Source organism: Pseudomonas sp. TE3644 (assembly GCF_056278815.1).
The window spans coordinates 2,921,453-2,944,774 of the sequence record NZ_JBWBQF010000001.1; the positions used below are offsets into that span (position 1 = coordinate 2,921,453).

At 62.8% G+C, this 23,322-nt stretch carries 19 protein-coding genes and 1 riboswitch; of the genes, 11 read left to right on the forward strand and 8 right to left on the reverse strand.

Annotated features, from left to right (window positions below):
- Positions 1-195: 195 nt before the first annotated feature.
- On the reverse strand, positions 196-999 hold the full coding sequence (locus ACZ9GA_RS12890; RefSeq protein ID WP_457362319.1) for an NAD(P)H-dependent oxidoreductase: 804 nt from the start codon (positions 997-999) through the stop codon (positions 196-198).
- A gap of 128 nt (positions 1,000-1,127) precedes the next feature.
- On the opposite strand from ACZ9GA_RS12890, the gene ACZ9GA_RS12895 reads away from it, so the two are divergent.
- The 4 genes from ACZ9GA_RS12895 to ACZ9GA_RS12910 all read left to right on the forward strand — a co-directional run bounded on the left by ACZ9GA_RS12895 (position 1,128) and on the right by ACZ9GA_RS12910 (position 6,080).
- Positions 1,128-2,036, forward strand: a complete 909-nt coding sequence (locus tag ACZ9GA_RS12895) for a LysR substrate-binding domain-containing protein (RefSeq protein ID WP_457362318.1) — start codon at positions 1,128-1,130, stop codon at positions 2,034-2,036.
- Positions 2,037-2,249: 213 nt separating this feature from the next.
- The gene (locus ACZ9GA_RS12900) at positions 2,250-2,978 is read left to right on the forward strand and encodes a gluconate 2-dehydrogenase subunit 3 family protein (RefSeq protein WP_457362317.1); all 729 of its coding nucleotides are present in this window, start codon (positions 2,250-2,252) and stop codon (positions 2,976-2,978) included.
- 17 nt (positions 2,979-2,995) lie between these two features.
- Complete coding sequence (locus ACZ9GA_RS12905) at positions 2,996-4,765, forward strand: GMC family oxidoreductase (protein WP_457362316.1); 1,770 nt, start codon at positions 2,996-2,998, stop codon at positions 4,763-4,765.
- 7 nt (positions 4,766-4,772) lie between these two features.
- A complete protein-coding gene (locus ACZ9GA_RS12910; protein WP_457362315.1) occupies positions 4,773-6,080 on the forward strand; it encodes a c-type cytochrome in 1,308 nt (435 codons plus the stop codon).
- A gap of 45 nt (positions 6,081-6,125) precedes the next feature.
- Here ACZ9GA_RS12910 and ACZ9GA_RS12915 read toward each other — a convergent pair whose 3' ends face one another.
- The 5 genes from ACZ9GA_RS12915 to ACZ9GA_RS12935 all read right to left on the reverse strand — a co-directional run bounded on the left by ACZ9GA_RS12915 (position 6,126) and on the right by ACZ9GA_RS12935 (position 11,402).
- Positions 6,126-7,031, reverse strand: a complete 906-nt coding sequence (locus tag ACZ9GA_RS12915; protein ID WP_457362314.1) for a DoxX family protein — start codon at positions 7,029-7,031, stop codon at positions 6,126-6,128.
- A 14-nt stretch (positions 7,032-7,045) separates the two neighbouring features.
- On the reverse strand, positions 7,046-7,504 hold the full coding sequence (locus tag ACZ9GA_RS12920) for a GlcG/HbpS family heme-binding protein (RefSeq protein ID WP_457362313.1): 459 nt from the start codon (positions 7,502-7,504) through the stop codon (positions 7,046-7,048).
- A 111-nt stretch (positions 7,505-7,615) separates the two neighbouring features.
- On the reverse strand, positions 7,616-8,986 hold the full coding sequence (locus ACZ9GA_RS12925; protein WP_457362312.1) for an MFS transporter: 1,371 nt from the start codon (positions 8,984-8,986) through the stop codon (positions 7,616-7,618).
- Between the two features lie 31 nt (positions 8,987-9,017).
- Positions 9,018-10,220 (reverse strand): mandelate racemase/muconate lactonizing enzyme family protein, encoded by a 1,203-nt coding sequence (locus ACZ9GA_RS12930; RefSeq protein ID WP_457362311.1) that lies wholly within the window; start codon positions 10,218-10,220, stop codon positions 9,018-9,020.
- Between the two features lie 111 nt (positions 10,221-10,331).
- Positions 10,332-11,402 (reverse strand): LacI family DNA-binding transcriptional regulator, encoded by a 1,071-nt coding sequence (locus ACZ9GA_RS12935; RefSeq protein WP_457362310.1) that lies wholly within the window; start codon positions 11,400-11,402, stop codon positions 10,332-10,334.
- 175 nt (positions 11,403-11,577) lie between these two features.
- On the opposite strand from ACZ9GA_RS12935, the gene ACZ9GA_RS12940 reads away from it, so the two are divergent.
- From ACZ9GA_RS12940 to ACZ9GA_RS12970, 7 genes are all read left to right on the forward strand, one after another.
- On the forward strand, positions 11,578-12,303 hold the full coding sequence (locus tag ACZ9GA_RS12940; RefSeq protein ID WP_457362309.1) for a putative quinol monooxygenase: 726 nt from the start codon (positions 11,578-11,580) through the stop codon (positions 12,301-12,303).
- Between the two features lie 63 nt (positions 12,304-12,366).
- A complete protein-coding gene (locus ACZ9GA_RS12945; RefSeq protein WP_457362308.1) occupies positions 12,367-13,503 on the forward strand; it encodes an L-dopachrome tautomerase-related protein in 1,137 nt (378 codons plus the stop codon).
- Between the two features lie 107 nt (positions 13,504-13,610).
- Entirely contained in the window at positions 13,611-14,618 is a 1,008-nt protein-coding gene (locus ACZ9GA_RS12950; protein WP_457362307.1) for a LacI family DNA-binding transcriptional regulator, read from the forward strand.
- A gap of 288 nt (positions 14,619-14,906) precedes the next feature.
- Positions 14,907-15,632: a gluconate 2-dehydrogenase subunit 3 family protein gene (locus tag ACZ9GA_RS12955; RefSeq protein WP_457362306.1), complete on the forward strand. Its 726-nt coding sequence runs from the start codon at positions 14,907-14,909 to the stop codon at positions 15,630-15,632.
- A 55-nt stretch (positions 15,633-15,687) separates the two neighbouring features.
- Positions 15,688-17,460, forward strand: a complete 1,773-nt coding sequence (locus tag ACZ9GA_RS12960; protein WP_457362305.1) for a GMC family oxidoreductase — start codon at positions 15,688-15,690, stop codon at positions 17,458-17,460.
- A gap of 10 nt (positions 17,461-17,470) precedes the next feature.
- The gene (locus ACZ9GA_RS12965; protein ID WP_457362304.1) at positions 17,471-18,763 is read left to right on the forward strand and encodes a c-type cytochrome; all 1,293 of its coding nucleotides are present in this window, start codon (positions 17,471-17,473) and stop codon (positions 18,761-18,763) included.
- A gap of 60 nt (positions 18,764-18,823) precedes the next feature.
- The gene (locus ACZ9GA_RS12970; RefSeq protein ID WP_457362303.1) at positions 18,824-20,170 is read left to right on the forward strand and encodes a carbohydrate porin; all 1,347 of its coding nucleotides are present in this window, start codon (positions 18,824-18,826) and stop codon (positions 20,168-20,170) included.
- Between the two features lie 588 nt (positions 20,171-20,758).
- Here ACZ9GA_RS12970 and ACZ9GA_RS12975 read toward each other — a convergent pair.
- Together ACZ9GA_RS12975 and ACZ9GA_RS12980 are read right to left on the reverse strand one after the other, a co-directional pair.
- Positions 20,759-21,814: a HoxN/HupN/NixA family nickel/cobalt transporter gene (locus ACZ9GA_RS12975; protein ID WP_457362302.1), complete on the reverse strand. Its 1,056-nt coding sequence runs from the start codon at positions 21,812-21,814 to the stop codon at positions 20,759-20,761.
- A gap of 5 nt (positions 21,815-21,819) precedes the next feature.
- Positions 21,820-21,957, reverse strand: a riboswitch (adenosylcobalamin (AdoCbl) riboswitch).
- A gap of 478 nt (positions 21,958-22,435) precedes the next feature.
- Positions 22,436-23,317 (reverse strand): helix-turn-helix domain-containing protein, encoded by an 882-nt coding sequence (locus tag ACZ9GA_RS12980; protein WP_457362301.1) that lies wholly within the window; start codon positions 23,315-23,317, stop codon positions 22,436-22,438.
- Positions 23,318-23,322: the final 5 nt, after the last annotated feature.

Sequence of the window (23,322 nt, forward strand, 5' to 3'; positions counted from 1 at the left end):
TATTACGCCCACCTCTAAACGGTTACGCACGTCGCCTCCATTCTTCACCGTTTCGGTGCCCGGCACCTTTGGCACAACGCTGTACTTTCGCCCGATAGGTTGACACAGCCGACCGGACTGTTGCTGTGCAGTCCGGTCGTGACGTCAGCCACAAAAATAATCCAGTAGCCTTTCCACGTCTGTCGCCTTGGTTGATTACTTGTCCAGCAAGCGGCGGGAACGCTCGCTCGCTGCCGATTGCTGAAAACTCTGGCCGGCGCGCGGATTCCACTGCACGCCAGACCGGGCGACGACATCTGGCTTTAGTTGCTGATGTTCGTCATAGTCCTGGTGAGGATGAAAATACAGCGGTTCAACACTGTCGAGTTGGACCAGGTAAGCCGCGTAGTCGGTCAGGTACTGCGTGCGCTGCTGTTCGGACACACGCCCAGGCATCCAGGCGGCGAAAGGGGGCAAAACGGTGAAACCGGTATACGCCAAAATGCCGTTATGAATAGGCCAAAGCACATGATGCAGGTCGCCGTCGATGCCGTTTGGGGTGTAAAGCGTGCCCGCAGTGCCCGTGGTGATGCACAGCATGGCCCGCTTGCCGCGTAAATGACCAGAGTCGTACTTGCGTCCGGCCGAGTATGCAAACCCCCGGGCCATGACGCGATCCACCCAGCCCTTGAGTATCGCCGGCATCGAGAACCACCAAATGGGGAACTGCAAGATCACAAGGTCTGCCTGCATCAGCTTGGCCTGCTCCAGCCGCACGTCTTCGGTTACTGTGGCATGGGCCTGGGCGTACTCCTGTTCGAGGGACAGGTCCAGATATGCCGCATCGGCACGTTCGGCAGCGAAATCGCCGGCGTCGAGCGCCGCTTTCCAACCCAATGCGTATAAGTCGCTTACCTGCACGTCATGGCCGAGCCCGCGCAGTGTGCTTACTGCGGTATCCTTGAGCGCACCGTTGAATGAGCTCGGTTCGGGATGAGCATGCACAATAAGGGTGTTCATGGTTGTGGCTTCCTGTACTAGCGGCCCGGCCAAAAGGTGGCGGGGGCAGTGGTCACGTCGATTCTGTTACGCAAGCGCTCCCTGGACAACTCATTACTTCTAAGGTCATAACGGAGAAAAACTACGCCATGAGAGCGGATACACCGCTGAAAGCCGTCGCCTGCTTCGACGCGGTCATGCGTGCTGGCAGCCTGGTCGAGGCTGCTCGTTACCTATACCTGACCCCTGGCGCAGTAGGGCAACAAATCCGCAAACTCGAGGCATGGCTAGGCACCCCACTATTTATTCGCAGTGTGCGCCACCTTCAACCCACTGCTGCGGCCAAACGTTACTGGGAACAGGTGCGCCCCGCCCTTGAACAGTTGGACAATACGCACGCGCAACTGTTGGCAACGGACAACTCGGTACGGCTTACGTTTCCGCCTGCCTTCGCTACCACCTGGTTCGCTCGGCGCATGCCCTACCTGACGCGCCAGCACCCGCAATTGAGCTTGCACCTGAACGCGTCCACCGAACAGGTGGACCTTGAGCACGCACCGTTCGATCTGGCGGTAAGGCACTTCGACGGCAAGGCGAGTAATGTCGCCGCTGCCCTATTGCTTTCAGATGAGGTTCGGGTCTACGCCAGTCCCTCCTACTTGGCCAGCCTGGGCGCCAGCGGCCTGAGGGCGGCCACGCTGCTGTCCACGACGTCCCACGCTTACTGGCCACGATGGCTTGCCCTGAGCGGGCAGTCTAGTGCGGTGCGGGGTAGCACCTTGCAGTTCGACCAGTCGGAGCTTGCCATTGATGCGGCACGACGCAAACAGGGGCTGGTGCTGACCAGCCCATGGCTGGTAGAGGATGACGTCGAGCAACACCGCCTGGTACAGGTATTCGAGCCAGCACTGGCCACGGGCAAGGGTTACTACTTGGTGCAATCCCAGAACATCGCGTCTGACGGCCCGGTGGAAATCTTCCGCCAATGGCTCTGTGCCCAGGCCGCCTGCTGTTCACTGGCGGACGCCCCCGGTCACCAGGCACGGGCGCAAGATTGACGAGACAAATTGTCGCGCCTATGATCGCCGCGCATCAGCTCGGTGGATGGCACGCAATGCCGTCCACTGAGTTATTTTTTGCCAAGAGTATGAGAACGCTCTCTACAGCCCTATCAAGGGCGATTTTTTTCAGTGCAAATGAGAACGTTATCATAATCAGCAGCTTCCACTGCAGCGAAAAAACAATAGCACCGCCTTGCAAAGGATCCGTGAATGAACCGAAGAGAAGCCTTGTTTTCCCTGGGCACCATTGCCGCGTCGCTGGCCGTAGCCCCCAGCCTGCGCGCCACAGAACTCAACGATGTGCCCGAGCAAACCCAGCTCAACGCCGACCACCTGCCCCGCCCTGCCGTGCGCACCGGCGGCTTCCTGGTGCTGACCGCCACCGAGCAGAAAACCCTCGGCGCCGTCTACGATCGCCTGCTGCCTGCTGACGAGCACGGTCCCTCGGCAACCGAAGCGGGTTGCCTGGTGTTCATCGACAGCCAACTGGCCGGCACCTATGGCGCAGGCAAGGCGTTGTACCTGGATGGCCCTATCCGCCCGGACAACGAACGCATGCTGATGGGCAGCCCGCAGTTCCTGGCCACACCCCTGGCGCGCTACCGCACCGGGCTGGCGGCGCTGGATGCCTATGCGCAAAAGGTGCATGGCAAGGCCTTCGCGCAGCTCACCGCCGAGCAGATCGACGCCTTCCTCACCGAACTGGAAGCAGGTCGCATCAGCCTGGGCCAGGACATCGACAGCAAGGGCTTCTTTGAACTGCTTCTGCAAAACGTGCGCGAAGGCTACCTGGCCGACCCCCTGTATGGCGGCAACCGCAACATGGCGGGCTGGAAAATGATCGGTTTCCCCGGCGCGCGCTACGACTACCGCCCCTATATAGACCGTCGTGGCGAAAACCTGCGACTGCTGCCCGTCAGCCTGATCCCGGCCGACTGAGCCCCAAGGAGTATTGAATGAGTAATGCACGTGCAAGGGCCGATGTGGTGATTTGCGGCCTGGGCTGGGCAGGCTCGGTGATGGCCGAGGAACTGACCCGCGCCGGGCTGAATGTAGTGGCTATCGAACGGGGCGCCTGGCGCGACACCTCCACGGACTTTCCGCCCGCCGTGGACGCCGATGAGCTGCGCTGGACCACCCGCCGGGAGATGCTGCAACCCATGAGCGTGGAGACCACCACCTTCCGCAACCGCCTGGACCAACAGGCTGCGCCTGTGCGCAGCTGGTCGGCATTCCAGTATGGCTGGAACGTGGGTGGCGCTGGCGCGCACTGGGCCGGCATGTCGTGGCGCTTCACACCGTGGGATTTCCAGGTGGCCACGCAAACCCGCGAGCGCTACGGCGCAGCCAAAATGAAAGGCCTGCAACTGCAAGACTGGGGCGTGACCTACGATGACATGGCTCCTTACTACGACCGCTTCGAGCGCATCGCGGGCACTTCCGGCATTGCGGGCAACATCAACGGCAAGATCATGCCCGGTGGCAACCCTTTCGAAGGGCCGCGCTCGCGTGAATACCCCACCCCGCCGCTGAAAGACACCCACTGGATGCGGACCTTCCGTGATGCCTCCACGCGCATGGGTCATCACCCGTTCACCATCCCTGCGGGCAACATCTCCCAGTCCTTCGTCAACCCGCTGGGCGTCACCATGGGGCCCTGCACCTACTGCGGCTTCTGCGACTTCCATGGGTGCGGCAACTTCTCCAAATCCTCGCCACAGGCGTGCATCCTGCCAGCGCTGATGCGCCGCCCCAACTTCACCCTGCTCACCGAGACCGAAGTGCTGCACGCCGTGAAGCACGACGACGGCAAAACCGTGAAAGGCGTGAAGTTCATCACCAAAGAGGGCGTGGAAGGATTCCAGCCGGCGGACGTGGTGTGCATCACCGCCTACCAGATGGACAATGTGCGCCTGATGCTGCTGTCCAAGGTGGGCCAGCAGTACGATCCGGTGACCGGGCGCGGCACCATCGGCCGCAACTACAACTACCAGACCTGTTCCACCGTCACCGGGTTCTTCGACGACAACTACATGAACCCCTTCATCGGCGGTGGCGCCCTGGCGGTGCAGATCGACGATTTCAACGGCGACAACTTCGACCACGCCGACCTGGATTTCATCGGCGGCGCCGGCATCATGGGCTACTCCACCAACGGACGCCCTATCCAGAACGCCGACACCGTGCGCCCGGGCACACGGCGCTGGGGCAGCGAATGGAAAGCGGCCTACGCGCGGGACTACCAGCAATCAGGCGGCATCTTCTGCCAGGGCACCTCGATGCCGGTGCGCGAGGCCTACCTGGACCTTGACCCCACCTACAAAGACCGTCACGGCCAACCGCTGCTGCGCCTGACCTTCGACTGGAACCGCAACGACACCAACATGCTCGACTACGTGACTGACCGCGCCGTTCGCATCATGAAGGAGGCCGGCGGCCAGAACCTGATCGTCGAAAACCAGGGCGAGCACAGCTGGAACCCCTACAAACAGCACAGCTCGCACACCATCGGCGGCGCAGTGATGGGCGCAGACCCCACCACCTCGGCGGTCAACCCGTTCCTGCAAAGCTGGGACGCACACAACCTGTTCGTGGTCGGTGCCTCGGCCTTCCCCAACAATGGCGGCTACAACCCGACCATCACCGTGGGCGCACTGGCCATTCGGGCCGCCAGGGCCATCCACGAAACCTACTTCAAGAATCCGGGTGCACTGGTCAAGGGTTGATAGCGCAATGACAAACTGGAAAGCAATCGCCACCGGCACCGCCTTGCTGGCGGGCGTGGCCGCTGTGGGTGCCGGCTGGGTCGCCTGGCGCACCTTCGACACCTCACGCTCCAACGTCGCCGATGACACCGTGGCGCTGGCCGACTACAAAAGCACAGACCTGCAGGCCGTGCGCCGTGGCGAGTACGTGATGCGCCTGGCCGACTGCGCCGCGTGCCACAAGGCCAATTTCGCCGGTGGCTACAAAATAGACACGCCGTTCGGCTCGTTGACCACCTCCAACATCACCCCCGACCGCCAGACCGGCATCGGCGCGATGACCGAGCGTGGATTCTTCAATGCCGTGCGCCAAGGCATCGGCTCCCACGGCCTGCTGTACCCGGCCATGCCTTACACCGCCTACACCCGCCTGAGCGACAAGGACGTGCACGACCTGTGGTCGTACATGGCCACGCTGGCACCGGTGAGCCAAGCGATCGACGAGAACGCGGGCATGAAATTCCCGTACAACATCCGTCTGGCCATGGCGGGGTGGGACCTGCTGTTTTTCGACAATAAGCACTTCCAGGCTGACCGAGAACAAAGCGCCGAGTGGAATCGGGGCAAATATCTCACCGACGGCCCAGCTCACTGTGGCACCTGCCATACCCCGCGCAATGGGCTCGGCGGCGAGCGCAGCAGTGCTTATCTGCAAGGCGGTTTGCTGGGTACCTGGTATGCGCCGGACATCACGCCCAATCCGCATACCGGCATCGGATCGTGGTCCACCGACGCGCTTACTGCCTACCTGAAGACCGGCTCGGACGATGTCGCCGTCGCGGCAGGTCCCATGGCCGAAGCGGTGGAGCATTCGTTCCAGTACTACACCACCGATGACCTGCAGGCGATCGGCACCTACCTCAAATCCCTGGCGCCCTCACCTGCTATACCAGGCACACCGATGAAACTGGACAGCCACGCCCAGGCGGCCGGGGCGCTGGCGTACGAGGTCAATTGCTCGGCCTGCCATGGCCTGCAAGGGGAAGGCATCAAGGGGATGGTCACCGCGTTCGCAGGCAATCAGCGGATGCTGGCCGATGACCCCACCAACCTGCTGCACGCCCTCTTGATGGGTACCCGTGCCCCGCACACCGAGCAGCGCCAGACAGCGGCGGGCATGCCTTCCTTTGCGTGGAAGATGAGCGACCGTGAGGTGGCTGATATCCTCGATTACATTCGTAACTCGTGGGGCAATGCCGCGCCGGCGGTATCGCCTGCGCAAGTCGCCAGCCTGCGGGCAACACTCGGCGCTCGGAACAAGCTGAGCACACCGTGACGGCGTAGTCGCCGCCGCCAGGCAGCGGCATGTATTTGCGCGAGGTTAGGCGGGACGTGATTCACGTCCTGCCTTATTCACGCACAAAACCACCAACGCCTGCGGCAACACCCGTCGGTGTAGCAGCCAGCCATCAATGGAGAACTTGCCCGCCCCGGTCAGCATCACACTGCCAAATACCACCAGCAGCATCATCACGTATTCCCAACCGCCCCCGCCTGCCGTCGCCCAGGCATACCCCCGGGTCCACTCCCCGCCAAAGCCGACCGTCGCTACCAGGAAGTAGACGATGCTCACCAGCGCCCCCAACCGCGCGAAAAGCCCCAGGCCCACGCTGACGGCAGCCGCCAGTTCGGTCAGGCCGCCGAGCACCACGAACAACCCTGCCCATTCAGCGAAACCCAGGTTGCGGAAGCCTTGCTCCAGCGCATGAAACGACCCTGTGCCGGCGAAAATCTTTTCGCTCGCATGGCACAGCTCATTGAGACCAAAGACCATCCGCACAATGGTCATCTGCCACTGCAGTGTGCCCAGCCAAGCACTGGGTGATTGCCGATCACGCCGCCAGTCACTGACCAGGCAATCGGCAAATTGCAACAACAGTACCACGGCGGTGAGGCTTGCGGCCCACACCACCGTCCAGGCGCCATTCATCGCAGATACTCGCCAGGCGATCAGGAACGGCAGCAACGACAGCAAGTAGCCCACGGTAAAATTGCGTGGCGTAACGAAGGCCGCACTCAGCACGGCAATCCCCAACCCCAAAGTGGCCGACCAGGCCGCGAAGTCCGGCAGCGAATGGTCACCCCAGCCACACTGGAGCGCCGCCATCAGCGTCACGGCGAAGGCCAGGGTCGCCAACCATTGCGGCATATGCGCAGGCTTGAGCAGGCGATAATCACGGGCACTGACGCCGTCGACCACTGCCATAGGCAAAAATGCATTGTTCATGACCGTTCCTTGAGTCATAGAGCTGTAGCTGACAGGGTGCTTTCGAAGCTGCGCACCAGGTCCGTAGCCATTTGTTGTTCCTGGGCATCACTGGCGCCGCCGGCGATCCCCAGGCTGCCAATCGATGCGCCGTGCTGGCGAATCACCACGCCCGCCACGGCGGGCAATATGCCCGGGATGCTGCCCAGTGCCGGGTTCTGCTTGCGTGCCATGTCGTAGAACACCACGGTATCGACGTCATTGATGGCCGCCGAGTGCGCTTTGGCGATGGCTGCCTCGACACAGCCTGGCGCCGCGCCGTCCATGCGTTTGAAGGCCAGCAGGTTGCCGCTGGCATCCGTGACCGCAATGCAGGGGTGCACATGGTCGGCGGCCGCCTTGGCCACCGCCTGCTCCAGCAGCACTGAGGCACCTTGCAGCGAAAGATCCTGGTGTGGGCGCAACAACGCTTCGTTGCCAGTCGCCATCGCCATCAAGGAAAACGTCGCAACACCTGCCAACGCCAGCGCGCGACACAAAGGTTTCGATCCAAGCATCGTGGTTTTCTCGTTTTTGTTGGAAGAGGAAAGCGCTGACCAGAACGGTCAGCGCGAAACAGCAGGTTGCAAGGCGGCGTCAGGTGCGGGGCGCACGTCATCCGGCCGCTGCAGCGGCCCGACGATAAACAGGTAACTGACGAAAGCCCCGGCCGCGTTCAGCGCCACGTACACCAACGCGCCATTGAACGAGCCCATGGACTGCACCATGTAGCCAATCACCACCGGCGTGACGATGCCGGCGACACTGCCGAACGTATTGAAAATGGCGCCGTTCATACCGGCGCTGCGCTTGGGCGATACGTCAGCGATGATCGCCCAGCCCAGCGCGCCCATGCCCTTGCCGAAAAACGCCAGGGCCATGCACACCACCACCAGCAGGTCGGTCTGCACGTAGTTGCACAGGATCATGCTCATCGACAGCGCCATGCCAACGAAGATCGGCAACTTGCGCGCAAGCGTCAGTGACAGGCCCTTGCGCAGCATCCAGTCCGACACCAGGCCGCCGCTGATACCGCCGATGAAGCCGAAGATGGCCGGTACCGCCGCCAATAGGCCGGCATTGAGGATCGACAGCCCGCGTTGTTGCACCAGGTACACGGGGAACCAGGTCAGGAAGAAGAACGTCAGGGTGCTGATGCAGAACTGCGCCAGGTAAATACCCAGGAACATGCGCTGCCCAAGCAGCGCCTTGGCACTGGCCCAGGTCTCGCGCCACGGCTGCTTGCTCGCTGCCGCAGGTTGTTCCTGCAAGCCGGCACCGCCTCGACGGATCACGTCCAGCTCTTCGCGGCTCAAGGCGCCGTGATCGACGGGCGCCTTGATACGCCAGATGAACACCAGCCCCATCAGCACTCCGGCCACGCCCATCACGTAGAAAATCCACGGCCAGCCCCAGCGCGTGGAAATCCACGCCAGCAACGGCGTGAACACCACGGCAGCGAAATACTGCGAGGCATTGAAAATCGAGGTGGCCGTGCCCCGCTCTGCCGTGGGGAACCACAGCGAGACGATCTTGCTGTTGGCGGGGAAGCACGGCGCCTCGGCAACGCCGACCATGAAGCGCAAGGCGAACACGGCGACGAACGCCACGCTCACCGGCATCAGGGCGACGCTGCCAATCGCTGCCGTGAACAGCGACCAACCGATGATCGCCAAGCCCAGCACCTTGATGCTGCCAAACCTATCGATGGCCAGGCCACCGGGCAGCTGCATCAGCATGTAGGCCCAGGCAAACGCGGAAAACAGCCAGCCCATTTCACCGTGGCTCAGGCCCAACTCGCCCGACACACTGGCCCCGGCCACCGACAGCGTGGCGCGGTCACCCTGGTTGATGATCATCATTAGAAACAGCAGCGCGATCACTTCGTAGCGACGGTGCTGGGCGATAAAGCGGCGAAGAGAATCTATTTTTTTCATTGTGTTCTCGATCCCGTAAAGCAGTGGTCAATCAGCGATGGGTTTCCCGAATGATGGCGTCGGGGCGTCGCTTGACTTCCGGCCGCAGCGCCGTGCCCAAGCCCGGCAGCGTGGGTGCGGCGGCAAAGCCTGCGGTGATGACCGGCAGGTGCGTGACCAGATCGCCATACCAGGTGGACAGCGACGCGCGCACCACCTCCTGAAGCACCGCGGTGGGCGCGTGCAACCCCAGTTGCAGCCCAGCGAACAGCGCCACCGGCCCGGTGCAGTCGTGCGGGGCCAGCGGCTTGTTGTACACCTGGGCCAGGGCGGCAATCTTGCGTGCCTCGGTGAAACCGCCGCACCACACCAGGTCCAGCATCAGGTAGTCCAGGCTGCCGGCGTTGAGCAGGTCACGGTAGGCCACGCTGCCACCCAGGGTTTCGCTGGCGCAGATCGGCACCTGGGTACGGTTGCGCAGGTCGGCCAGGGCCTGGGCGTCGTCCATCTTGCACAGCGGGTCTTCGACCCAGTACACGTCGAATGCCTCCAGCGCCTGGCAGATGCGCAAGGCCGCCGTGCTGTCCCACAGGCTGTGCAGTTCGCACATGATCTCGATGCGGTCACCCACCGCGTCGCGGATCTGGCGGAACGCTTCGCAGCCCTTGCGCACCTCGGCCAGGCTGATGGTGTTGGCACCGGCTTGGCGGGCGAACTGGTCAAAGGGCCAGATCTTCATCGCGGTGTAGCCTTCTTCCACCAGGCTGATTGCCAGGGCGCCAGCGTCGCGGGCAAAGGCCAATTGATCGTCGTAAGGGCCCTGGGCACGATCCGCTGCGGTGATCTCACGGCGGGCGCCCTGCTGGGTGTTGAATTCGTAACCGGCGCAGGTGTTGTAGACACGAATGCTGTCGCGGCAGGCACCGCCCAGCGCTTCATGGATGGGAATGCCATGGCGCTGGCCCTTGATGTCCCACAGGGCAATATCCACCGCGCTGGCCGCACGGATCTCGGCGCTGGCGCTGTGATAGCCGACATAGGGGGTCGTCAGTTCCAGCGAGATGGCTTCAATTTGGCGCGAATCGCGGCCAATCAGGCCAGGAGCGATCAGCTCATGCACCGCCGCCTCGACGGTGGCCGCACCACGGAAGGTTTCGCCGAGACCGATCAAGCCTTCGTCGGTTTCGATTTCCAGCCAGATCAACTTGGGGCGCTCAGGCAAGCGCAGGGTTCTGACGCAGGTAATTTTTGACATTGTTGTAATTCCTGGAGGCATTTCGACAAATGGTATCGTTACCATTTATGGATCAACCGTACCGCAGAATTCGTCCTACAACAAGGGGGATAGTCAGCGTCGGGCGGGCAGTCAGCGCCTGAGGGTGGCAGTGCTGTCGCGATCTACCAGGGTGAAACCCACGTCCTGCAAGCGCTCGCCGCCCTCTTCGCCGCGCAGCCGTTGCAACAGCATGTGCGCCGCCCGGTCGCCGATCAAGGTGCCATCCACCTTGACCGTCGAAAGCGCCGGGAAGGTATGGGCGGCGAAATTCATGTCGCCGAAGCCCATCACGGCCAGCTCGTAAGGTACCTGCAAGCCACGCGCGGCCGCCTCGGTCAGCACGCCGTGGGCGATGGTGTCGGAGGTGCAGACAATGGCCAGCGGCTGGGCCGGGCCGGTCATGCTGTGTTCCAGCACGCTGCTCAGGCCTTCGCGGCCCAGGGCCAGGGTCGGCGCGCCGGGCGTCACATGGCGGCTGACATCGGTGATGCCCTGCTCGTTCAGGGCCTTGAGGAAACTGTCGGCGCGACGCAGGCCGCGTGGGTCGTCCACGGCCAGCAGGGCAAAGCGACGGTAGCCTTGGGCGAGCAGTTTGCGCGCCACCTCGCGACCGGCCTCCTCGTGGGAGAAGCCCACCAGCATGTCGATGGGTTCGGGGCTCAGGTCCCAGGTTTCCACCACCGGCACGCCCGACGCCCGCAAGCGGTTGCGGCAGCCGGGCGTGTGCAGCGTACCCGTCAGGATGATGCCGTCAGGGCGGCGGCTGAGGATCACCTCCAGCAGCTCCTCTTCCTGCTCGCGCTGATGCCCCGAAACGCCCAGCAGCACCTGGTAGCCGGACGCGGCCAGGCGCGTGCTGATGGCCTGGAAGGTGTCAGAAAATAGCGGGTTGGTAACCATCGGCAGCACCACCGCCACCAGCCGCGTGCAGTTGGAACGCAGGGCGCCCGCCAGGCGGTTGTGCACGTAGCCGGTTTGTTCGATGGCACGCTGCACCTTGTCGCGGGTGGCCCCTTTTACTGTTTGCGGGCTATTGAGGTAACGCGACACGGTCATGGGCGCCACGCCAGCCAGGCGGGCGACATCGCTCAAGGTGACCGAGCTGCGGTTCTTGTTGCCGGCGGGCGGGGACAGGTCTGCCATGTTGGTACCGATATCCATGCGTCTATCAAGGGATTGGATGAATGCTACAGGCCTGCTGGCTTCGAGGCGAGGCCCGATTTACATAGGCTGGAGGGCATTCACGACAAATCTTGTACACGAGGCGCTTGAGAACGTTCTCGCGATATTGGTATCGTTACCACTCAATAATTCAAAACAATAAAATGGAGTCATCATGCCCTTCCCTTTCAAGAAGACCCGCTCCGCCCTCCTGGGGTTATGCATCAGCGCCGCTGCCACCGGCGTCGCCAGCGCCGCCCCGCTCAATGACGACGGTCCGCTGTACTACCTCAACATCCAGACTATCGCCCCGCAAACCCGGGATGCGTTCATCACGGCCATGCGCAACAACGCCACGCAAAGCCGCAAGGAAGCCGCCAACCGGGTGTTCGACGTTGCCGAGCCGGGTGGCAGCGACCCTACCCTGGTGCTGTTCGAGAGCTGGCGCGACCGCGCAGGCTACCAGCAGCACGAAGCGTCCCAGCATGTGGCCCCGGTATTGGCGCTGGTGCCCACGTCGTTCGCCAAGCCGGAGCGCAAATACTTGCTGCAAAACGTGCCCGGCCTGCCAGCGCCTGAGCGCCCGAACGTGACCAACCCCAACCCTACGCACAATGTCGTGGTCCGCCTGGAAGTGACCGACGCCCAACACCGCGCCTTCATCGACGCCGCCGCCACGGCTATCGAGCAGGCCCGCCACCAGCCCGGCAACCTGGCCTTCGACGTGTACCAGCAGCGCGACGACCTCAACGCCTTCGTCATTTACGAGCGCTGGGCCGATGACAAGGCGTACCAGCAGCACCAGGCCCAGCCTGCCACCCAGGCCTTTCACAACGTGGTGACGGCGGCGCTGGCGCAGCAGCCTGAAGTGCTGGTGCTGCACGACCGGATCCTCCAGTAACGCCGCACTGTTTCCCCCGCTTTACCGCCACAACAATATTCAACAACCAGGAGAGGTACGGGCATGCAACGACGCACACTGATCAAGACCGCCCTGCTGGCTGCAGCGATGCCATCGCTGAGCTTCGCCGCAGGGCGCGGGGTACAACTGCACAATGAAGTCACCGTGGCCACCATCGCCAACGCAGTGGCCGCCACGCGCAATGGCACCTTGTTCCTCGGCCTGCCGCGCTGGCACGTGACGGTGAAGACGCCGTCGCTGGTACGCGTGGACAGCCCGACCAAACTCACGCCCTTCCCCGGCGGCAGCTGGAACGAATGGGCGCCGGGCAAGGACGTGACCAACGCCTTCGTGCAGGTCAACTCGGTGCACGTGTTCGACGACGAAACCGTGTGGATCGTCGACCAGGGCGCCCCCGACAACATCGCCACCCTGCCGGGCGCGCCCAAGGTGGCACAGTTCGACGCCAAGACCGGCAAGACCCTGCGGGTGTTGCGTTTCGACGAGACCATCCTGCCGCCTGGCGCGGTGATGAACGACCTGCGCATCTTCGACAACCGGGTGTACATCACCGATGCCGGGGTGGGCGCGATCATCGTCCACGACCTGGGCACCGGCAAAACCCTGCGCCGGCTGCACAACCTGCCGGTGGTGCGCCAGCCTGCCGACCGCCCCATCCTCGCCACCGGCGGGCGGCCGTACGAAGACCAGAACGGCAAGCGCCCCAGTGTGCATGCCGACATGCTCGAGGTGACACCGGACGGCAAGTGGCTGCTGTTCTCCACGCCCAGCAGCGACATGTACAAGGTGCCGATCGCGCAGTTGATCGACCCGGCCATCAGCGACCAGGAACTGGCCAAGCTGGTGGTATTGGCCTTCTCCAAAGGCACAATCAACGGCACCTGCATCGACTCGCTGGGCAACGTCTACCTGGGCCTGGTGGAATCACGCAGCATTGGCGTGGTGGCCCCCGATGGCCGCCGCGCCACGCTGCTGCAGGACGATCGTCTGATCGGCCCCGACGCGCTGTTTATCGATGCCAACCGGCGCTTGCTGATCCCGGCGACGCAGGGCGAGTTGATGGCCAACTTCAACCGTGGCGTGAGCGGCACCTCCGGGCAGTTTCATATCTACTCGTTGCAATTGCCTGATGCGGTGGGGGGGATTCAGTTGGGAGGGTCGATGTCGTTCAGGGGATAGACTGCGGGGTGCCCTTCCCGAGCTTCGCCGGATGGCCGGCGAAGCTCGGGAAAGGATCGACACGGTCTGTACTGTCACGCAGGCGCGCCGTATAGTCGTGCCCACTTATGACCAAGCCATTCTCGACCCTTATCGACGTTGCCCGCGCCGCCGGCAAGTCCGTCGCCCAGACCTCCCGCGCCCTGCGCGGGGACCCGGGCGTTCGTCCCGAAACCCGCGAGCACATCACCAAGGTGGCCGCCCAATTGGGCTACCGCCCCAACCTGGCCGCCCGCAGCCTGGTTTCGTCCCAATCATCCATCGTCGGCATCCTGATCGGCGACCCCAACAACCCGTTCCACATCGAACTGGCCCAGTGCATCGACCGCGCCCTGCTGGCCGCCGGCTTCGAGCCCATGACCACCCTCAGCTTGTCCGAACCCGGCTCCGCCACCAACGAAGTGGAACGCCTGCTGCGCCTGCGGGCGGCCGGGGTGATTTTGCTGGCCAACTCACTCACCGCCAAGGCCATCGACGACATCGCGCAAAGCCTGCCGTGCGTGTACCTGGGCAGTTTGCGGGTCAGTCATCCGCAGGTCACCGCCATTACCGTGGACGATAAGAGTGGCGTGCGCCAGGCCATGGAGCACCTGTTTGCCCTGGGCCATACCCGCATCGCCCACCTGGGAGGCGGCGCGGAAGCCTCGGCGCGCGAGCGTACCAAGGCCTACTGCGAAGTGATGAAAGAAGCGGGCCTGGAACCCAATTACCTGCGCGGCACCCACGACGCCGCTTCGGGCCGACGCGGCGTGGACATGCTGTTTGCCAGCGAACAGCCGCCCACCGCCATCCTCGCCTCCAACGACCTGCTGGCCCTGGGCATCCTCGACCGCTTGCGCGGCATGGGCCTGGCGGTGCCGGAAGACGTCTCGGTGGTGGGCTTCGACGACATCCCCCACGCCGGTAACTCGGTGTTCTCCCTCACCACCCTGCGCCAGGACACCCAGGCCCAGGCCCAGGTGGCGGTGCAGGCGCTGCAGGAGATCATCGATGACACCGCCAAGCGCACCCGGCGCCATGTACTACCGGTCGAGCTGGTAACCCGCCAATCCTCCGGCCCGCCCAAGCCCGCCTAAACACAACCCTACCTGTAGCAGCGGCCGCCAGGCCGCGTCACTGACACCACGCACTACCTGACACACCGCGTTGGCCATGACGCAGCCTTCGGCAGCTGCTACAGGTTCATCCGCCATCACCGACGTGGCGTTGACGAGGCAAATTGTCGCGCCTATCATCTGTGCCCGCCAGCGCCCTACCCCGCTGGTTTTTTTAGCCACACGAATGATAACGTTCTCATGAGTAGCCGCGACAACCCGCGGCTTTTTTCGAATCAAAAATGAGAACGCTCTCTTTGGAGTTTGATTATGGATCGTCGAAGCGTTCTCAAGGCCGGCCTGGTATTGATCGTCACCAGCGCCGCCGCCTCGATTTACCGCCCCGCCGGCGCCGCCCTGCGCGTGCTCAACGGCGGAAACAAGTGGCATGCCAAGGAAACCCTGCCGCCCACGCCCGTGGATGCGAGCAAGCGGGTCTTTCTCACCGACAAGGAATACGCCCAGGTCACGGCCATTTTCGATCGCCTGATCCCGGCCGACGAACTCAGCCCCAGTGCTTCCCAGGTGGGTTGCGTGGTGTTCCTCGACCACCAACTGGCCGGCCCCTACGGTCGCGGCGACTACCGCTACCGCAAAGGCCCGGCGCAGCACGGCAGCCCCACCCAGGGCGACCAGTCCCTTCGCAACGCCGCCGAGCTGTACCGCACCGGTTTGAGCGAATTCGATCAGTACTGCCAGGCCACGTTCGGCAAAGGCTTCGAGAGCCTCAGCGCTGCCCAGCAGGACGACGTGCTCGAGCGCATGGAGCGCGGCGACGTGGCACTGGCCACCATCCCTGCCCAAGGCCTGTTCAAGCAATGGCTGACCAATGCCCAGGAAGGCTTCTTCGCCGACCCTATCTATGGCGGCAACAAGGACATGGCGGGCTGGAAAATGATCGGCTTCCCCGGCGCCCGCTACGACTACCGCGACGTGCTGCCGCTCAAGGGCCAGAAAATGGACATCCGCCCCGTGAGCCTGATCGCCCGTATCTGATCCTCGCCCAACCAAAAGACGCCCTTTAGGCGCTTGCCTGATCTGGAAACACGACATGACTTACACACGACCTAAAGCTGACGCCGTGATCGTCGGCCTTGGCTGGGCGGGCTCGCTCATGGCCGAAGCACTGACCCGCGCCGGCCTTGACGTGGTCTGCATCGAACGCGGCCCCTACGAAACCACCAACCGCAACTTCTCGCCCAACATCGCCGCCGATGAGCTGCGCTACGGCGCCCGTCGCGAAGCGTTAAGGCCGCCCAGCGTGGAAACCCTGACCTTCCGCAACCACCGCTCGGAAGTGGCCCTGCCGGGCCGCGACTTCAGCAACTGGGTGGTGGGCTACAGCGTGGGCGGTGCCGGCAAGCACTGGTCGGCCAACGCCTGGCGGTTCCTGCCGTCGGACTTCACCATGGCCACCCGGGTCAAGGAACGCTACCCCAAGATGAAGCTGCCCGAAGGCCTGATCGTCCAGGACTGGGGCGTGACCTACGATGAGCTGGAGCCGCACTACGACCGCTGGGAAAAAATTGCCGGCATCTCCGGCAAGGCCGGCGTGCTGAATGGCAAGGTGCAGCCTGGTGGCAACCCGTTCGAGGGCTCGCGCAGTGCGGAGTACCCGACGCCGCCGCTGGAGCGCTCGCGCTGGAACGACATTTTCCACGGCACCACCGAGAAAATGGGCCTGCACCCCTTCCCTATCCCGGCTGGCACGGCGGGCGCCGCCTACACCAACCCGCTGGGCATCAACATGGCACCCTGCACCTATTGCGGGTTCTGCGGTTTGTATGGCTGCGGCAACTGGTCCAAGTCCTCGCCCAACGCCTGCATCATCCCGGCGCTGATGACCCGCAAGAACTTCACCCTGCTCACCGAGTGCACCGCGCTCAAGGCCGAAAAAGCCCCGGACGGCCAGACCGTCACCGGCGTGACCTTCATCGATTCGGACCGCAATATCGGCTTCCAGCCCGCCGACATCGTCATCTTCGCCGCCTTCCAGTTCGACAACGTGCGGCTGATGCTGCTCTCCGAAGTGGGCAAGCCCTACGACCCGGAGACCCGCACGGGCACCATCGGCCGGGCCTACAACTTCCAGACCATGTCGTACGGCTTCCTGTATTTCGAAAACGAACACATGAACCCGTTCATCTCCACCGGCGCCCTGGCCACCCAGGTGGATGACTACAACGGCGATAACTTCGACCACAGCGACCTGGGCTTCATTGGCGGCGCCGGCATCATGGCCTTGTCCGACCAGGCCACGCCCATGGGCATGACCGACCGGGTGCCCGCCGGCAGCAAAATGTGGGGCGCGGACTGGAAAAAAGCGTTCAGCCACAGCTACCAGAACTACGGCAAGATCCAGGGCCAGGGCACCTCCTACGCCCACGCCGAGAGCTACCTGTCGCTGGACCCCCACTACAAGGACGACAACGGCCAGCCCCTGCTGCGCATGACCTACGAGTTCAACGAGAACGACCGGCGCATGGCCCGCTTCATCAAGGACCGCATTGGTGATATCTGCAAGTCCACCGGCGCCAAGACCTGGGAAACCGTGGCCTTCCCTGACCAGCCCTTCTCGCCCAGCCGCGCCTACGACAGCGGTCACACCATCGGCGGCACCGCCATGGGCCTGGACCCGGCCACCTCGGCGCTCAACCGTTACCAGCAGAGCTGGGACGCCCATAACCTGTTCGTGATCGGCGCCTCGTCGTTCCCCAACAACGGCGGCTACAACCCCACCGGCACCCTCAGCGCCCTGACCCTGTGGACGGCGAAGGCCATCATCAACGACTACCTGCGCCAACCCGGCCTGCTGACACGCTGAGGAGCTGCCCGTGAACACACTCAAGACGTTTGCCGCGCTGGCCGTGGGCTGCGGCGTGATCGGCTTCGCCGGCTTCTTCGCCTTTGCCCAGCATGGCGAACAGCGCACCTTCCCGGCGATCCAGGCCGACATCAGCGCACCCTTGCAGACGCGCATCGAGCGCGGCCGCTACGTGGCCGCCACCGCCGACTGCGCCGCCTGCCACACCGTGCCGGGCCATGCGCCGTATGCGGGCGGGTATAAATTGGAAACCCCGTTTGGCGTGATCAAGGCCTCCAACATCACCCAAGACAAGGACACCGGCATCGGCACCTGGTCACTGGCCCAGTTCGACAAGGCGGTGCGCCACGGTATCGGCCGCGACGGTTATCTGTACCCGGCCATGCCCTACCCGGCCTACGCCAAGCTGACCGACCAGGACATGGCCGACCTGTGGGCGTATATGCAGACCATCCCACCGGTCAAGCAAACCGTGGTGGAAAACGAACTGCCCTTCCCCTACAACCAGCGCTTCCTGCTGGCCGGCTGGAACCTGTTGTTCTTCCAGGACCAGCCCTTCACCCCGCTGCCAGGCGTAACGCCGCTGGTCAGCCGCGGCGACTACCTGGTCAACGGCCCGGGCCACTGCGCCGCCTGCCACACCGGCAAGAACCTGCTGGGCGGCGACGTCGCGCAGAGCCTGCAAGGCGGCACCCTGCAAGGCTGGCACGCCCCGGACCTGACCCCCAACGCCCACGTGGGCCTGGGCCAGTGGAGTTCGGACGACATCGTCAGCTACCTGAAAACCGGTACCAACCGCCTGGGCGTTGCTTCCGGCCCGATGCAGGAAGCCGTGGAGAACTCCACCCAGCACCTGACTGACCAGGACCTGCAAGCCATCGCCGCCTACCTCAAGCAATTGCCGGCCAGCGCCGATCAGGCAGCTCCGGCGGTCGCCAGCGCAGACGCACAGATGGTCACCGGCAAAGTGGTGATGGAAAGCCAGTGCGAAGCCTGTCACCGCGCCGACGGCGCTGGCGTGCGCAACATGATCCCGGCCTTCAAGGGCAACGCCCTGGTCAATGCCAAGGACCCCTCCAGCCTGCTCAATGTGCTGCTGCTCGGCGCCGACGGCCCTGTGACCGCCGGCAACCCCACCGGCGCCGGCATGCCGCGCTTCGACTGGAAGATGCCTGACGATGATCTGGCCGCGGTGCTGACCTATGTCCGCAACAGCTGGGGCAACAGCGCACCTGCGGTGAGTGCCAAGGACGTGAAGAAAGCCCGGGAACAGCTGCATGCCCAGGCCTGGCTCAACCAGTAACCCCCCATGGCCGCCACAACACCCATAACGGCGGCCACTCTTCCACCTTTGGATCATTCCATGGAAATCACCCGTTCCCGTACACGACGCTTCGCCTTGCTGGTGTCTGCGTGCACCGTTGCCGCCACCACCTCCATCGCACAGGCCGATGAACCCTTCGCCGAAAATTCGCGGTGGATGACCGGCGATTGGGGCGGCCTGCGCACCGACCTGCTGGAAAAAGGCATCGACATCAAACTTGGCTACATGGGCGAGTCAGGCTCCAACCTGCGTGGCGGCTATGACCCCCATCATCGGGTCACGCGCTACTCCGACCAGTTCAGCATGGGCGTGGATGCCGACCTGCAGAAGCTGTTCGGCTGGCAGGACGCCAAATTCAGCATTGCCCTGAGCAACCGTAACGGCAGCGAAATCGACGACATCACCAGCGACCCGCGTGGCAAGAGCTTCGGCTCGGCGCAAGAGGTGCACGGCCGCGGCAGTGTCACCCGCATTGGCGAGCTGTGGTTGAGCAAAGGCTGGCTGGACAATACCTTCGACCTGAAGGTGGGCCGCTTTGCCGTCAGCGACGAATTTGCCGTGGAAGACTGCGTGTTCCAGAACCTGGCCTTCTGCGGCTCGCAGCCTGGCAACTATGTGGACAGCATCTACAACGGCCCCATCAGCCAATGGGCGGCGCGCCTGCGCTATCGCTTGAACAACGCGCTGTATGCACAGATCGGCGCCTTCAACGTCAACCCATCCAACCTGGATAACGACAACGGCCTGAAGCTGTACACCCGTGGCACCACGGGCACGCTGGTACCGGTCGAGCTGGTGTGGAAGCCCACGGTCAACCGCCTGCCGGGCGAATACCGCGTGGGCTACTATCACAGCACCGCCGACGGCACCGACGTGTACAAGGATCAATCCGGCCAGCCCGCCGCAATCAGTGGCCAGCCGTACCGCGCCGACTCAAGCCGCCATGGCTTCTGGGTGGTGGGCAAGCAGCAACTCACTAGCGTGGGCGGCGATGCCAGCCGCGGCCTGACGGCAGTGGCCAGCGCCACCTTCATGGACAAGGCCACCACCCCGGTCGACAGCTACCAGAAGGTCGCGCTGCTTTACACCGGTCTGTTCGATGCACGACCGACCGACGTGATCGGCGCTGGCATCGCCCGCGTACATGGCAGCTCCCGCTTCCTGCGTAATGCACAAACCGCCAATGATAACAGTGGCGCCACGTTCGAGGATGCCAACTATGTGCCCGAGCAACACAGCATGTTCGTGGCCGAACTCAACTACCGGGTGAAAGTGACGCGTTGGCTAGACGTAATGCCAAACCTGCAGTTCATCAAAGATCCGGATGGTGAGCGCCAGGTGGACAATACTTGGATCGCAGGTTTGCAGGTACAGAGTCAGTTCTGACGCACCACGCCTGAAGCCGCTGCCGAAGGCTACGCTGGCCCGGTGCTCCATTCGTATTCGCCGGCCCCCTTCCAGCGATCTGATAACTTCCTGGGCAAATTCGTTGGGGGTGAGGTTGACCTCCAGAACTTGAACGCTTTCGAGCTGATCGCCAAAGCAGGGCGAAAATATGGGCTGAACATCTTTTTAGCCCCTCCACGCCCCCGGGATAATACGGAAGGGGTGCTCAGTCAAATGGGTACGTTGCTCGTTCATCGGCTCACTAATCATTGGGATCGAGAAGTAGTGGAACGAGCTTGCGGTGAACTCGATCGCTCCGCGGCGGCCTTCTTGCCGAATCTACAACAAGGGGAAGTGGCGAGGGTCGGTGTGGACTTCCCGATACCGGTGACGATTCAGATAGCCCGACCAACCCAGCCACCAATTTCCGATGGTCCTAGCTTCCAGAACACTTGGGCGAGGCCAGACTAGAGCGATATTTGCCACCGCGACCTGGCCCTGGCAAAGCCGGGCGGCAAGTAGATTTGGCCGACGGTAGAATACTCGTTGACTGGGCGTTCCCAATGGAACAAATACTGGCGGCCACCGCTAGTGGGCAGCCTCGAGGTCGTCGAAGCGGCGTAGCCGGTACAGCAGTACCGACACCGCCCAACTGACAATGAAAATACCGATAATCAGGTATCCCAGCATGCCGAAATTGTCATTCAGCGTACCAATGAAATCCCACAGTCCACCCTTTAATGCCAGCTTGTCACCGATCAGCCCCAAGGCCTCAATGCTGCCGATGACCACAGCCACCACCACGGACACCAAGGTAATGGTCATGTTGTAGTAGATCTTGCGGATGGGCTTCATGTAAGCCCAGCCATAAGCGCCGAGCATGAGGTGGCCATCCAGGGTATCAACCAGCGACATGCCAGCGCTGAACAGCAGCGGGAACACCATGATCGACCAGGGTGACAGGCCTTGGGACGCCTGGCTGGCTGAAATTCCCATCAGGGCAATTTCGGTGGAGGTATCGAAGCCCAGGCCGAACAGGAACCCCATGGGGTACATGTGCCAGCTGCGGGTGATCAGCCGGAATAGCGGGCGGAATATACGGGCCAGCAGCCCGCGATCGGCAAGCAGCAGGTCGAAGTCTTCGTCGACATACACGCCACCCTTTCGCACGTTACGCCACGCCTTGTAGATGGCGCGCAGGATCAGCAGGTTCATAAGCGCGATGACCAGCAGGAATAACGCCGACACCGAAGTGCCGATCACACCACCGACGGCCTTGAAACTCTCGAACCGGTCCCTCATCACTGAGGCTGCCAGCGCCACGCCCAGTGAGGCCAGGACCACTACCGAAGAATGCCCCAAGGAAAAGAAGAAACCCACGGCGCCCGGCCGTTTCTTCTCCTGCATCAGCTTGCGCGTCACGTTGTCGATGGCCGCGATGTGGTCCGCATCAACGGCATGGCGCAAGCCGAAGCCGTAGGCCAGCAATGCTGTTCCCAGGAGCACGGGGTGGCCATGGAAGGCGGCGAGCGCCCATAGCCAGGCGACGACGTTGATGGCGATCAGCACGGCGTAAATGCCGCAAAGCTTTGTGCGCACAGGGTTGTTGGAATCGCAGAAGACCTGCGCGAGATGTCGAATCATCACAAAATACCTGTCAGGGTAAACGCGCCCTATAGGTTGAGGAACGCCAAGCGAGGTCTGACTTCTGGATTGTCCAGTAACAGTGGCGCGACCGCGCCGGACTTACACCGGCTTCTCACTTGGCAATGCTTTTTAACACCGTGCGAAGCTTACTCCCCTGCCTCACGCATTAAGTAAAATCTGTCCTCTGGAGCTTAAATCTTAGCCATGCATCCATGGCGGAGGGTGCTTGCAGCTTTGGATCATATGGCGCGACCGCCTCGCATTGATGGGTCATCCGCCCCATCCTGTGACGACAGGCCTCCCCGACAGCGTAAACGAAGTTCCTCAGCCCTTTCCAAGCAGCCCTCCTAGCATCTGTCCGTCGAGGACAGTTGCAGGGCGGCGGCATCCTCGACACGACGCCCCAACCCCGTGCTTGGGGTGCCCCGGTAAGGTTTTGTGGGTGGAACTGCTGACCGGGTCCACACCGGCGTCGAACGGATTGGGACCGCCCACCTCATGGGCGTCCGGCGGTGCCCAGTGCCCGCGCTGCGGTGTCGAACGGAAGGTCGATCACCTTCAAACCCACCAAGGCAGGGGTGCCGCCATGCCGATGGATCCGGTGCCCGGTTCGTACATTCAGTCTGCAGCGGTCCCGGTCAAGCGTCTGTGACGGTTCCTGAATTGTCCAGGCGGTTCCAGCCTGAGTTTTCGAAACTGTCGGTTGAACAGCGAAAGATTTTGATAACCCACCTCGCCTGCGATCGCGTTGACGGTCAACTCGGTTGAAACCAGGAGCGCACATGCTTTGCCAATGCGCAGACGCACCAGATACTCGAGAGGGGTGGTATTGGTGTGACGCTTGAACATGCGCTGAAAGCCCGATGAACTCAGGAAGGCAGCTTCAGCCATCTGAGGGATAGTCAGTGATTCCCTGAAATGCTCGTGCATATAGTTCAGTGCTCGCGCTATTTTTCCTTCAGCCGTGGGCAGCGACGAGCGTATTCCCGGCAACTGCCCCAATACCTGGAAATCTCGGTCATGCGCCAATTCAATGAGCACCTCGAAAAGGGTCAGAAGCCTCGCGGCCGGTGGTCGCCGTACCATACTGGTAATCGCTGGTATCACCCGTTCGCACACCCTTCCAGTAAAACTCAGGCCCTGAAAAGAGCGCTCAAACAACGAACCGACTTCAGTCATCTCGGGAAAGCTTGACACCAGCATGTCCACCCAGCGCTGAGAGAACTTGATGACAAGTGCCTGGTGCGGCAGGTGATCGAGGATGGCGGAGGTAGAACACCAACTGTGGGGTATGCCTGGGCCAACGAGCACCAGGTCACCCTCACCATAGGCGCTGACATCGTCCCCGATGTAGCGATAGCCATGACTGTTGAGCGTAAGCGTCAATTCATATTCGGGGTGGTAATGCCACTGGTAGGGAATCCCTTCCTGCAACTGGCGATGTGAAAACACCCAGGAGCTTGCGGGCTCAACCGGCACTGCTTCGAGCAGGGGGCGCATGTCTG